Raw genomic sequence first — 12,986 nt, forward strand, 5'->3', positions numbered from 1 at the left:
GTACGGGTTTCGGCCATGCCTTCACGGGCTGTCCGGAGCCCGGCATGTGAACCGGTTCGCAAAGTGTCACAGGGAGCGGTGACAGGTGATGGTGTGTCAGGCCACCGCAGCGACTGCTGAGCCGTGCGGTTCGACCGTCCGTGCGCACCCGTCGCTTTGCGCGACCGCCCCGGCGCCGGGGTGAAGCACACAACGCCCGCACACACGTACAGTTCGCCGGATCTGGTCCGCACCAGGGGCCGCCGGATTGACGCTTTATGGACGGCTGCAACCCCCGTAGCACGGGCACACGTAGGAGAGACAGGACGTGACCACCGACACCACACCGACCGCACCCCTACCACTGCGCGCCGGCAGCCGGTTGGCACTGGCACTGGCGAGGGAAGAGATGATGCAGGAATACCACCGGTGGGAGACCGACCCGGCGACCGTCGTCGGCTTCGGCGCCCGCTGGCCGGTGTCCTGGGAGGTCTTCCAGGCGCGCTTCCACTCCGCCCACACGTCGGCTCACTACCAGCTCTTCGAAGTCCTCCACACGCGGAGCGCCACGCCGGTCGGCACCGCGGCGCTCAGCGTCGACCAGTCCGTCAACAACGCAGAATTCATCCTGGTGATCGCCCCGGAGCAGCGCGGCCGGGGCTATGCGGCCGAGGCCACGGCCCTGACCCTGGAGTGGGCGTTCGCCATCGCGTCGCTGAACTCGGTGTGGCTCCAGGTGCCCGCGCCTCACACCCCCGCGGTGAACGCCTATGTGAAGGCGGGATTCCGGGCCGCCGGACGGCTGCGCAACGCCGCCCTGTGGCACGGCAGGCGGGTCGACAAGCTGCTGTTCGACTGTGTGCCCGACGACCTCGCAGAGAAGAGGTGACCACCATGTCCTGCCCCGACGTGAACTGCCGCAAGGGTGGCTGCACGACCGACCCGGGTCGAGGCCGGCCCGCCGGCAGCGGCTCCCAGCGCTGACCCGCACCGGACGGCGGCGGCGTCCGCACGTCCGGCGTTCTCGACATTTCCGGCATTCAAGCCGTTCCTAATTCTTCCTGCCATGACGGCACGATCGGGACGACCGGTCCCTCCGGCGGCACCGTGCTTCCGGACGCGTCCGGCCGTCCCGCCCCGCCCGATCGTACTCAACCGGTTAAGCGGGGGCTTCTGTGCAGGCCGATCAGCACGTACCGTGTGGGTGATCGACCCGCCGCCCAGCCAGAAGGACGTCCCATGGCCCTGTTCGACCTGCCGCTCGACCAGCTCCGCGAACGGCGCAGCAGCTCCGTGGAGCCCGCGGACTTCGACCAGTTCTGGGCGGACACCCTCGGCCAGGCGCGGCAGCACGACCTGGCGGCCGTCTTCGAACCGGCACACACCGGGCTCACCACCCTCGACACCTACGACGTGACGTTCGCCGGATTCGGCGGCCACCCGGTCAGGGGCTGGTTCACGCTGCCCGCGGGCACCACGGAACCGCTGCCGGTGGTCGTGGAGTTCATCGGCTACGGCGGCGGTCGCGGCCTGGCGCACAGCCATCTGCTGTGGGCCTCGGCCGGCTACGCGCACTTCGTCATGGACACCCGCGGCCAGGGCGGCACCTGGTCGGTCGGCGACACCGACGACCCGGTCGGCAGCGCGCCGGCCACCCCCGGCTTCCTCACCCGCGGCATCGAGGACCCCTACGACTTCTACTACCGCCGGGTCTTCACCGACGCGGTACGCGCCGTCGAGGCCGCCCGCTCGCACCCGCTGGCCGACGCCTCCCGTACGGTCGCGGCCGGGGTGAGCCAGGGCGGCGGCATCACCGCGGCGGTCGGCGGCCTGGTGCCGGACCTCGCGGCGGTCATGCCCGATGTGCCCTTTTTGTGCGACTTCCCGCGCGCGATCACGGTCACCGACGAGCTGCCCTACCGCGAGGTCGGCCGGTACCTGTCGGTGCACCGCGGCCGCCGGGCCAAGGTGCTGGAGACCCTGGCCTACTTCGACGGCGTCCACTTCGCCGCCCGCGGCCGCGCGCCCGCGCTCTTCTCCACCGCGCTGGAGGACGAGGTCTGCCCGCCCTCCACCGTCTTCGCGGCCTTCAACGCCTACGCGGGCGCGGACAAGCAGATCGAGATCTACGACTTCAACGGCCACGAGGGCGGCGGCGCCGCCCAGCAGGCCGTGCAACTTCGGTGGCTCCCGGAGCGGTTGGACATGAAGTCGAAGGAGAGCTGAAAAAGATGGCATGCTCCGGCGATTCCCGGGCAGGTGGTACGCCATCAGTCGTACGAATGGGGCGATGACGTGACCGCACAGCTGGAACAGACCCAGAGCACGGACGTAACGGCGCCGGACGCGCCGCGGCAGGACGGGCCGTGGCCGTACGGATCCCAGGCGGCCACCGGCGGGCTGCCGTATGTCGACGATCCCTCGGCGATGGCGCCGCAGGACGCCAGGGCGCTGTCGAAGCTGTTCTTCGACCGCCTCCAGGAGATGGAGGAGGGCACACCGGAATACGCGTACGCGCGCAACACCCTGATCGAGATGAACCTCTCGCTGGTGTACTTCGCGGCCTCGCGCTACCGCAACCGCCCGGCCACCGACCACGAGGAGATCGTCCAGGTCGGCACGATCGGCCTGATCAAGGCGATCGACCGCTTCGACCTCTCCCGGGAGACGGAGTTCACCACCTTCGCGGTGCCCTACATCGTCGGGGAGATGAAGCGCTTCTTCCGCGACACCAGCTGGGCCGTGCACGTACCGCGGCGGCTCCAGGAGCTGCGGGTGGAGCTGAGCAAGGCCAAGGAGGCGCTGTCGCTGCGGCTGGACCGCGACCCGACGGTCGGCGAGCTGGCCGAGCACCTCGGCATGCCGGAGGAGGACATCATCGAGGGGCTGGTCGCCGCCAACGGCTACACCGCGGGCTCCATCGACACCCCCTACACCGACAGCGACACCTCCTCCGACAGCGAGGGCCGCACCCTCGGTGAGACCTTCGGCGAGTGCGATCCCGCGCTCGACCTGTTCGAGGACTTCCACGCGCTCGCGCCGCTCATCGAGCAACTGCCCGAGCGCAGCAGGCTGCTGCTGCAACTGCGCTTCGGCGAGGAGCTGACCCAGGCCGAGATCGGCCAGCGGCTGGGCTGCTCGCAGATGCACGTCTCCCGGCTGCTCAGCCGCACCATCGCCCGGCTGCGGGCCGGGCTGCTCGCCCAGGACTGAGCCCGGGGCGCCGCCCCGCTCTTCCCCTTCCGGCCGCCGGCCGCGCGTGACGCGCGACCGGCGGCCGGGGCCGTTCAGGACGAGGGCGACGGCGAGGTCTGCGACAGCGGGGTGGCGATGTCCTCCAGCGACCGGCGCTCGGCGTTGATCGCGAGGAAGGCCGCGACCAGACCCGCCGCGCACATCAGCGAGGCGCCGATGACGAACGCGGTGACGGTGTCCGAGACCACGCCCGACTTCGTCAGGTCGGCGAAGACCAGCGGGCCGCTGATGCCGCCCGCCGCGGTGCCGATGGCGTAGAAGAAGGCGATGGCCATCGCCCGGGTCTCCATCGGGAAGACCTCCGAGACCGTCAGATACGCGCTGCTCGCGCCCGCCGAGGCGAAGAACAGCACCGCGCACCAGCACGCCGTCATCGTCGTGGCGTCCAGCGAACCGCGGTCGAAGAGCCAGGCGGTGCCGAACAGCAGCACACCGGACAGCAGATAGGTCGACGAGATCATGATCCGCCGCCCCACGGTGTCGAACAGGTGTCCGAGCAGCAGCGGTCCGAGGAAGTTGCCCGCCGCGATCACCGCGAAGTAGTAGCCGGTGTCACCGGTGGACACCCCGAAGAACGTGGTCAGGATGTTGCCGAAGCCGAAGGTGATGGCGTTGTAGAGGAAGGCCTGGCCGACGAAGAGCGACAGGCTCAGCACCGCGCGCCGCGGGTAGCGGGTGAACACGGTCCTGGCGATGACGCCGAAGCCGATGCTCGCCCGCTGGTGGATGGTGATCCGGCTGCCCGCCTCAGGCAGCTTCTCGTGCTTCTCCGCCTCGACCTGCTGTTCGACGTCCGCGACCAGTTCGTCGGCCTCCCGGCCGTGGCCGTGGATGAACTGCCAGCGCGGGCTCTCCGGCACATGGCGGCGCACCAGCATGATCACCAGGCCGAGCACGACGCCGAGCGCGAAGGTGAGCCGCCAGCCCACGTTCTTGGGGAAGATGCTCGTGTTGAGCGCGACGATGGACAGCAGCGAGCCGCCGATCGCGCCCAGCCAGTAGCTGCCGTTGATGATCAGGTCGACCCGGCCGCGGAAGCGGGACGGGATCAGCTCGTCGATCGCGGAGTTGATCGCCGCGTACTCGCCGCCGATGCCGAAACCGGTCAGGAAGCGGAAGGTGAAGAACCACCAGGGCTGGAAGGACAGCGCCGTCATCGCGGTGGCGCTGAGATACACCGCCAGCGTGATCATGAAGAGCTTCTTGCGGCCGTAGCGGTCGGTCAGCCAGCCGAAGAACAGCGCGCCCGAGCACGCCCCCGCGACGTACAGCGCGGCGGCGATGCCGGTGATCTGGGACGCCGTCACCGACAGACCGCTGCCGGGCTCGGCGATCCGCCCCGCGATGTTGCCGACGGTGGTGACCTCCAGGCCGTCCAGGATCCAGACGGTGCCGAGACCGATCACGATCATCCAGTGCCAGCGCGACCACGGCAGCCGGTCGAGCCGCGCGGGCACGTCCGTGGTGACGGTGTCACCGTCCCCCGCTCCCCCGCCTCCTGACGCCGTCCCCCGCGCCTTCCCGGACGCGGACCCGCGCGCCTCACCGGGCGCCGCTCCGTCCGCGGCTCCGGCCGCTGATCCGGACATGAAGATCACCTCCGCCTCGCAGTCTCACACCGTGCGGCGGTCCCGGCGCGGCTGCCACGCCCGGCGGGGGGCGCCCCGTGGGGGTGATCCGCCGCCCCGCCGCGCGGTGGTTGCGCCTGCGCGGCCGCACTGGGTACGTCTGTCCCGTACACCGTCCGCCACGCACCAGGAGGCCCGTCCGCCGTGCACCCGCTGCTCCGCGAAGCCCGCGACACGCTCGTCCCGCGCCCCGCCGGCCCGCACGGTCCGCTGCCGCCGCTGCTGCTCGCGCTCACCCTCGTCACGGGGCTGGTGGACGCCTTCAGCTATCTCGTCCTCGGCCACGTCTTCGTGGCGAACATGACCGGCAACGTCGTCTTCCTCGGCTTCGCGCTCGCCGGCGCGAGCGGCTTCTCGCTCACCGCCTCGCTGCTCGCGCTCGCCGCCTTCGCCGCCGGGGCGGTGCTCGGCGGGCGGCTCGCCCGCGCGCTGCCCGCCCACCGCGGACGGCTGCTGCTCGCCGTCTGCGCCGCGCAGACCGTCCTGGTGCTGGCGGCCTGGGCGGTCGCGGCCGCCGCCGACCTCCCCGCCCGTGGCGGTACGCGCGCCGCGCTGATCGTGCTGCTGGGCCTGGCCATGGGCGGCCAGAACGCGGTGGTACGGCGGCTGGCCGTACCGGACCTGACGACCACCGTCCTGACGATGACGATCACCGGCATGGCCGCGGACGGCCGTATCGCGGGCGGCTCCGACGCGAAGGCGGGCAGCCGGCTGCTGTCGGCCGCGGCGATGTTCGCCGGCGCCCTGGCCGGCGCCGCGCTCGTCGAACACGCCGCACGCTCGCTGCCGCTCCCGGTGGCCGCGGCCGTCCTCGCCGCGGTCAGCGCGGCCCTGCTGCCCGCCCGGCACACCACCGCGGCCTGGACGGGCGCCTGACGGAGCGCCTGCGTCCGGCCCCGGGCCGAAGGAGAATGACGGGCGGTCAGCTCCCGCGTCCCGGCACGGAGGAGGTACCCGGTGGCACCGACCGGAGACCACGAGGAACGGGACCGGCCCACTCCCGGCGCGCCGCAGGCTCCGCCGGGCGCGAAGGCGGAAGCGGCGCCGGGCCCGGACACGGCAACGGCGACGGCCGGGGCGGGGGGGGGCGGGAGGAGCCCCGGCCGCTGTGGCGCAACCGGGACTGGACGCTGCTGTGGTGCGGGCAGGCGCTGTCGGTGCTGGGCACCAGGACCTCCGCCGTCGGGACCGGGCTGGTGCTCGGCTGCTTCGGGGTGGGCGGCCTCGCCGGTTCGCTCGCCTTGCCCCGGGCGGCGCTCCGGCTCTCGCCGCGGGCCGCCGCGGTCGGCGGGACCTGGCTGTGGGCGGTGCTGCTCGTCCCGCCGGCGGCGGTGTCCGCCCCCTGGCAGCCGGCCGCGGTGACGGCCGCGCCGGCCTTCGTCGGGCCGGTGTGGAACGTCGTCGTCACCGGCTACCGGTACCGCGTCGTCCCCGCGCCGCTGCTCGGGCGGGTCAAGAGCGTCGTGCTGCTGGTCAGCTGGGGCGCCATGCCCTTCGGCCGGCTGCTCGCCGGGGCGCTGCCGGGCCTGACCGACCCGCGCGGCACCGTCGTCGTCCTCGCCGTGCTCGCCCCGGGCGTCGCACTGCCGGCCACGCTCGCCCCGGGCGTCCGCCGGCCCGAGCCGGCGGCGGCCTGAAAAAAATCCGGCCGGACGCGGCGCGGGATGTACATCCGGGCGGTCGCCGATCGTCGTAGGAGTGACCGGGCACCATGGAGCCCGGACGGAACCGCCGACGAGGAGACGTGCCATGAAGTACCTGCTGCTGATCTGCCAGGAGACCGCCGAGGGCTTTCCCGGGGCGACGCCCGAGGAGCTGGACGCCGAACCGTGGGTCGAGGAGATGACCCGGCGCGGGGTGCGGCTGGACGGGAGCCGGACCCGGCCCTCGGAGGACGCCACGACCGTACGCGTCAGGAACGGCTCCCGGCTCGTGACCGACGGGCCCTACGCCGAGACGAAGGAGCAGATGGCGGGCTTCGACGTCATCGAGTGCGCCGACCTGGACGAGGCCATCGAGGTGGCCGCGAAGCACCCGGTGGCGAAGTTCGGCATGGTCGAGGTCCGGCCCTTCTGGACGGACTGAGGCCGGCGTGCGGGACGCGGTGAAGGAGGCCGTCGCCACGGCCTGGTCCCAGGAGTGGGGCCGGGTCGTGGCCGCGGTCATCCGGCAGACCGGCGACTGGGACCTCGCCGAGGAGTGCGCGCAGGACGCGTTCGAGCGCGCGCTGGAGCGCTGGCCGCGCGACGGGGTGCCGCGCAGCCCCGGCGCGTGGCTCACCACCACCGCCCGCCACCGCGCTCTCGACCTGCTGCGCCGGGCCGCGAACGAGAACGTCAAGCTGCGCCGGGCCGCCCGGCTCGAACCGGAGCCGCCGCAGGCCCGGTTCGAGGCGGCGGACGCGGACGACGGGCTGCCCGACGACCGGCTGCGGCTCGTCTTCACCTGCTGCCACCCCGCGCTGCCGCTGCCCGCGCAGGTCGCCCTCACCCTGCGGACCCTCACCGGGCTCACCACCGCGGAGATCGCCCGCGCCTTCCTGGTGCCCGAGGGCACGATGGCGCAGCGGCTGACCCGCGCCAAGAACAAGATCAGGAACGCCGGGATCCCCTTCCGGGTGCCCCCGCCGGAACTGCTGCCCGAACGCACCGAGGCCGTGCTGGCGATCCTGTACCTGCTCTTCAACGCCGGTTACGCGCCGGGGGCCGCGGGCCCCGACCAGCAGCGCGTCACCGCGGAGGCGATCCGGCTGGCCCGGCTGCTGGCCGGGCTGCTGCCCGGCGAACCGGAGGCGGCGGGGCTGCTGGCGCTGATGCTGCTGCACGACGCGCGGGCCGCCGCCCGCACGGACGCCGCCGGGGACCTGGTGCCGCTGGAGGAGCAGGACCGCTCGCGCTGGGACCGGCAGCGCATCGCGGAGGGCACCGCCGTGCTGGAGGCGGCGCTCGCCCGGCGGCGGCCGGGGCCCTACCAGGTGCAGGCGGCGATCGCCGCGTGCCACGCGGAGGCGGAGAAGCCGGAGGGCACGGACTGGGCGCAGATCGCCGGGCTCTACGGGGAGCTGGCCCGGATGGCGCCCGGACCCGTCGTCGAGCTCAACCGTGCGGTGGCCGTCGCGATGACGCAGGGCCCGGCCGCCGGCCTGGCCCTGGCGGACGCGCTCGACGCGTCGGGCGCGCTCACCGGCTACCACCTGCTGCCCGCGACCCGCGCGGACCTGCTGCGCCGCCTGGGCCGCCACCCGGAAGCGGCCGCCGCTTACCGCGCGGCGCTGGAGCTTGCCCCGACGGAGGCGGAGCGCCGCTTCCTGGCTCGCCGCCTGGCGTCCCTGACCTGACCGGGCCCCGCGGCCGCCCGCTCCGAGCCCGCGGTGGGTTCCGCGACCTCGCGGTGGACGGGGGTTGCTCGCGCAGTTCCCCGCGCCCCTGGGCTGCCGCCCTGCGCGGCACGCGCGAGCCCTCACCGCGCCAAATGAGCGTTTGTCAGGGGCGCGGGGAACTGCGCGAGCGACCCACCGCCCACCGCGAGGTCGCGGAACCAGCCTCGCGAGGCACCACGTGGCGTTCCCGCCCCCCGGGCGGAGCCCACCGCGGCGGGCGGGGGAACGCCCGGCCGCGGGGGGGGGAGTCAGCCGACCCCTCGGGGCAGGTCAGGTGCAGGCCACCCCGTTCAGGGCGAAGCCCGTGGGCGCCGCGTTGCTCGTGGAGTACGTGGCCGTGAAGCCCGGGTCCACGGTGCCGCCCGCCGGGAGGGCGGCCGCCCAGGACGGGTTGGTCACCGTGACCTTCTTGCCGGACTGCGTGAAGGTGCCGCTCCAGCCGCTGCCGACCTGCTGGTCGCCGCCGAAGGTGAAGGTCAGCGTCCAGCCGTTGAGCGCGGCCGAGCCGGTGTTGGTGACCAGCACGTCCGCCTGGAAGCCGCCGGACCAGGAGTTGGTCACCTTGTAGACGGCCGTGCAGGCCGCCCCCGTACCGCCGCCCGGCGGGGTGCCGGTCGTCGTGGTGGTGACCGTCACCGCGGGGGACGCCGCCGAGACGTTCCCGGCGCTGTCGACGGCCTTGACGGTGAAGGTGTACGGCGTGCCCGGCGTCAGGCCGGTGACGGTGTAGCTGGTCGCCGTGGTCGTGGTGAGCAGCGTGGATCCGGAGTAGACCTGGTAGCCCGCCAGCGGCAGGCTGCCGGGCGTGGCCGCGGGCCAGGTCAGGGTGACCGACGAGTCGGCGACCGGCGAGGCGGCGGGCTTGCCGGGCGCGCCCGGCGGGGTGGTCTGCGGCGGGGTGGTGCCGCCGTCACCGCTGGGCGCGGTGCCCCATACGGCGGTGGAGCCGTCGTAGAGCACCATGTCGTTGACGGTGACGGGCGTGGAGCCGGGCGTGGTCGAGACGCCCTGGTAGGACCAGTCCTTGGTCGGGTCGTGCGCGCCGGGGAAGCTCAGCCGGAACTGCACCTCGCGGTGGAAGGCGGACTGCCCGGCGGGCGCGATGTCCTGGCCCTCGCAGCTGACCGTCACGTAGTAGACGCTGCCGGAGAACTGCGTCGGCCCGGTCGGCGCCGAGCACTGGTTGTAGGCCGAGGACAGGGTGACCTGCGAGGGGCTGGTGCCGGGGTCGAGCGTGAAGTAGTAGCGGAAGCTGCCGTGCGTGAGGTGCCGGGCGGGCCAGCCGGACTTGTTGACCACCTGCACCTTCAGCTCGTAGAAGTTCGTGCCGGACGCGTTGACCGCTGCCTGGAGGAATTCCTCGGGCCCGTCCGGGGTCTCCTTGGGCGGGAAGTTCGCCAGCGGGCTGCCGCCGTACTCGTCGGTGAGGGCGGCGAGCGCCCCGGAGAAGCCCGCGTTGTAGTCGAGCGCGCCTTCCGTCTCGCCGTAGTTGGAGCGCTCGTCGGAGAAGCCGTCGTCGGCGGAGCCGGGGCCGCCGACCAGCAGGCCGTAGTCGAGGTGCCGGGTGGTCGCGGGCTCGGTCATGGACTGCGACCAGGAGCCGTGCGCGGCCCTGCTGTGCGGGTTCTGCGGCCACTTGGTGTTCTTGCCGGAGTTGGTGAAGCCGATCTCGTAGCTCTCCTTCAGCGGGTTGTCGCCGAGGACGTAGTCGATCTGCCGCGCGCCGAAGTCGTGGTACGTCTGCGCCTTGGCCACGTCCTTGCCCTGCGCGGTGAGCCAGTCGGAGAACTGGAGTGCGGCGAAGGCGGTGTTGGAGGAGTAGCGCAGCGAGCCCCAGGTGTCGAGGAAGGCCTCGCCGCCGGGCGAGTAGGCGACCTTCTGGCCGTTCACCCCGGTGGTCCACCAGTCGAGCCAGCGCTCGGCGTCGTCGACGTAGGTCTGCTTGCCGGTCAGTTCGGCGAGCAGCACGTAGTCGCCGTAGGACTTGTCGTCCCAGGCGATCGTCCAGTTGTACTCCGGTGTGGTGGTCTGGTTCATCTTGGGCAGCTGCGCGTAGTACGTCTCGGCCTTCGTCAGGTACGTGCTGTCGCCGGTGGCGCGGTAGAGCCACAGCGCGCCCCAGACCAGCTCGTCCCAGTAGCCGCTCCAGGAGTTGTAGTAGCCCTGGGCGGCGGTGATGCACTTGTCGTACGTACCGCGGTAGGTGTCGGCGAAGGTGTAGAGCTGCTTGGCGTTGGTGAGCAGGGTGGCCGCGTAGGCGGCGTCGCTCTGCTTGAAGATCATGGACGAGGACGCGAGCGCGGCCGCGGCCTCGCCCGCGAGGTCGGAGCCGGGGCAGGAGGCGTCGATCTTGTACGAGGGCCGTGGCGAGGGGTTGACCTCGGGCGGGCCCCAGAAGGAGTGGTCGCTGCCGCCGTCGCCCACCTGGCCGTACAGGACGTTGGCCGACGGGTGCGCCTTGAGCAGCCAGTCGTCGCCCCAGCGCAGGTTGCGCAGCAGGTAGGTGTTCTGGCCGCTCTTGGCGTAGCCGGAGGCCTCGTCGATGCCGCCCCAGCCGAGCATGGTCATCGAGAAGGCCATCGGGAAGCCGAACTTCACCTCGTCGCCGGCGTCGTGGTAGCCGCCGGTCAGGTCAAGGCCCGCGTCGGCGCCGTCGGTGAGGTCGGAGTCGCCGCGCCAGGTGACGCGGTTGTCCGCGGGCAGCTTGCCGGAGCGCTGTGACTCGTAGAAGAGCATCGAGTCCTGGAGCGCCTCGGCGTAGTTGTAGCTCCCCGCGGCGGCCGGTGCGGCCGCCGGGGCGGCGGCGTGGGCCGCGGGGGCGCCGGCGGTGGCCGCCATGGTGAGCGGCAGCAGGGCGGCCGCGGCGGTGACCGCCGCGGTCCTGGCGCGGCGGGCGGCGCCGCGTACGGAGAAGGGTTTGCCGGTGTCGCGGGGCACGCGGGTTCTGGACAGCACGCGTCCTCCTGGGAGGGCCATGGTCGTGGTGGGGGGACGCGCCCGGGGGCGGGCGGACGGCCGACCGGGAGTCGTCAGCCGCCCACCCGCCTATGGGAGCGCTCCCACATGCTCGCCCCGCAGCTCGCGCACCGTCAAGAAGTGTGCGTACGGCGGCGCAGGGGATGCGAGAACCGGAAGGGCGGGGCAGGATGATCAACTCACGAGGGTTTTTTCTCCCGCCGCCCGGGACGAGCACTGTCCCGGGCGACGGGAGGAAGCGGAAGAAGCAGCAGCCGCCGCCGTGTCCGGCCCCGCCGGACGACGACCGATGAGGTGTGAGGTCCCGCCGTGTGCCAGCCGACCCCCAGCCCCGCCGACCCGCGCGCCCGCCGCGCGCCCGCGACCCGCGCCGGGTACCGCCCGCCGCGCCGTCCCGGGCTGCGCGGCACCGGGCTCGCCCTGGGCCTGATCGCCACCGCCACCACCGGGCTGACCGCGTGCGGCGACGGCTCGGGCTCGTCCGGGAGCGGTTCGACCACCACGACGGCGTCCTCCCCCGCCACCGTCACCGCCACGACCGGCACCCCGTCGCCGACCACCACGTCGCCGTCGCCGTCCCGGACGGCCGCGCCGCCGCCCGCCACGTCCGCCACCGGCAGACCGGCCAGCTGCGTGGACAAGGCGGTCGCCGGGATGACCCGCAGCCAGCAGGTCGGCCAGCTCTTCATGACCGCCGTCACGAGCACCGGCATGACCTCCGCGCAGTCCGGCGCGATCACCGCCGGGCACGTCGGCTCGGTCTTCCTGATGGGCCACACCAATTCCGGCACCGCGGCGGTCAAGGGCGTCACCGACCGGGTCCGCAGACTCGCGACCCCGGTGAAGGGCGCCAAGGTCGGCATGCTGATCTCCACCGACCAGGAGGGCGGCAAGGTCCAGGTCCTGAACGGCCCCGGCTTCAGCACCATCCCGGCCGCCGTCGACCAGGGCAAGCTCCCGGCGGCCATCTTGCAGAAGGACGCCGAGCAGTGGGCGAAGGAGCTGAAGTCGGCGGGCGTGACGATGAACCTCGCGCCTGTCGCCGACACCGTGCCGCCGAACCTGACGAACGTCAACGCGCCCATCGGCAAGCTCCAGCGCGAGTACGGCACCAACCCCTCGGCGGTCGCCACCCACAGCACCGCCTTCCTGCGCGGCACCCTGGACGCGGGCCTGCTCGCCAGCCCCAAGCACTTCCCCGGACTCGGCCGCGTCACCGGCAACACCGACTTCACCCTCGGTGTCACCGACGACGTCACCACCCGCAACGACGCCTACCTCCAGCCCTTCCGCAGCGCGATCGCGGCGGGCGCGCCCTTCGTGATGGTGTCCTCCGCGATCTACTCCAAGATCGACCCCAACAACCAGGCGGCCTTCTCCTCCGCGGTGATCCGCGGCATACTGCGCGACTCGCTGGGCTTCAAGGGCGCGGTCATCTCCGACGACCTCGGCCAGGCCACCGCCGTCAGCGACCGCACCCCGGCCGAGCGCGCGGTGGACTTCCTCAAGGCGGGCGGCAACCTGCTGCTGACCGTCAAGGCCTCCGACATCGCCCCGATGACGTCCGCGGTGCTCGCGCAGATGCCCAAGGACAAGGCGCTCGGCAATGCCGTCTCGGACAGCGTGCGGCGGGTGCTCGCGGCCAAGCAGAAGGTGGGCCTGCTCAGCTGCGGCTAGTCTTCTGAGTCAGGAATTCGCTTCAAATATCCGGCGAGGCGCTCGAGGATGTCGTCGGCGGTCTTGGTCCAGATGTAGGGCTTGGGGTCGGT

General features: G+C 72.8%; 10 protein-coding genes. 8 read left to right on the forward strand and 2 right to left on the reverse strand.

The window, feature by feature from the left end:
- Positions 1-307: 307 nt before the first annotated feature.
- From ACH4PY_RS20835 to ACH4PY_RS20845, 3 genes are all read left to right on the forward strand, one after another.
- The gene (locus ACH4PY_RS20835) at positions 308-868 is read left to right on the forward strand and encodes a GNAT family N-acetyltransferase (RefSeq protein ID WP_398184603.1); all 561 of its coding nucleotides are present in this window, start codon (positions 308-310) and stop codon (positions 866-868) included.
- Positions 869-1,218: 350 nt separating this feature from the next.
- Positions 1,219-2,205: an acetylxylan esterase gene (locus ACH4PY_RS20840; RefSeq protein ID WP_398184606.1), complete on the forward strand. Its 987-nt coding sequence runs from the start codon at positions 1,219-1,221 to the stop codon at positions 2,203-2,205.
- Between the two features lie 201 nt (positions 2,206-2,406).
- Positions 2,407-3,192, forward strand: a complete 786-nt coding sequence (locus tag ACH4PY_RS20845) for an RNA polymerase sigma factor SigF (protein WP_398184696.1) — start codon at positions 2,407-2,409, stop codon at positions 3,190-3,192.
- Positions 3,193-3,266: 74 nt separating this feature from the next.
- Here the strand turns inward: ACH4PY_RS20845 and ACH4PY_RS20850 are convergent, their stop codons facing one another.
- Entirely contained in the window at positions 3,267-4,823 is a 1,557-nt protein-coding gene (locus ACH4PY_RS20850) for an MFS transporter (RefSeq protein WP_398184608.1), read from the reverse strand.
- Positions 4,824-5,006: 183 nt separating this feature from the next.
- On the opposite strand from ACH4PY_RS20850, the gene ACH4PY_RS20855 reads away from it, so the two are divergent.
- The 4 genes from ACH4PY_RS20855 (at position 5,007) to ACH4PY_RS20870 (ending at position 8,199) form a co-directional block, all read left to right on the forward strand.
- Positions 5,007-5,738, forward strand: a complete 732-nt coding sequence (locus ACH4PY_RS20855) for a YoaK family protein (protein ID WP_398184611.1) — start codon at positions 5,007-5,009, stop codon at positions 5,736-5,738.
- A 35-nt stretch (positions 5,739-5,773) separates the two neighbouring features.
- Positions 5,774-6,499: a hypothetical protein gene (locus tag ACH4PY_RS20860; RefSeq protein ID WP_398184614.1), complete on the forward strand. Its 726-nt coding sequence runs from the start codon at positions 5,774-5,776 to the stop codon at positions 6,497-6,499.
- Between the two features lie 112 nt (positions 6,500-6,611).
- Entirely contained in the window at positions 6,612-6,947 is a 336-nt protein-coding gene (locus ACH4PY_RS20865; RefSeq protein ID WP_398184617.1) for a YciI family protein, read from the forward strand.
- Positions 6,948-6,954: 7 nt separating this feature from the next.
- Complete coding sequence (locus tag ACH4PY_RS20870; protein WP_398184619.1) at positions 6,955-8,199, forward strand: RNA polymerase sigma factor; 1,245 nt, start codon at positions 6,955-6,957, stop codon at positions 8,197-8,199.
- Positions 8,200-8,511: 312 nt separating this feature from the next.
- On the opposite strand, the gene ACH4PY_RS20875 is transcribed toward ACH4PY_RS20870, so the two are convergent.
- Entirely contained in the window at positions 8,512-11,196 is a 2,685-nt protein-coding gene (locus ACH4PY_RS20875) for a glycoside hydrolase family 9 protein (protein ID WP_398184622.1), read from the reverse strand.
- A 330-nt stretch (positions 11,197-11,526) separates the two neighbouring features.
- On the opposite strand from ACH4PY_RS20875, the gene ACH4PY_RS20880 reads away from it, so the two are divergent.
- Positions 11,527-12,894 carry a glycoside hydrolase family 3 N-terminal domain-containing protein gene (locus ACH4PY_RS20880; protein WP_398184625.1) on the forward strand — a complete coding sequence of 456 codons (1,368 nt, stop codon included), beginning with the start codon at positions 11,527-11,529 and terminating at the stop codon, positions 12,892-12,894.
- The last annotated feature ends 92 nt before the right edge of the window (positions 12,895-12,986 follow it).

The organism is Streptomyces sp. NPDC021224 (assembly GCF_044332905.1).
Taxonomy (GTDB): domain Bacteria; phylum Actinomycetota; class Actinomycetes; order Streptomycetales; family Streptomycetaceae; genus Actinacidiphila.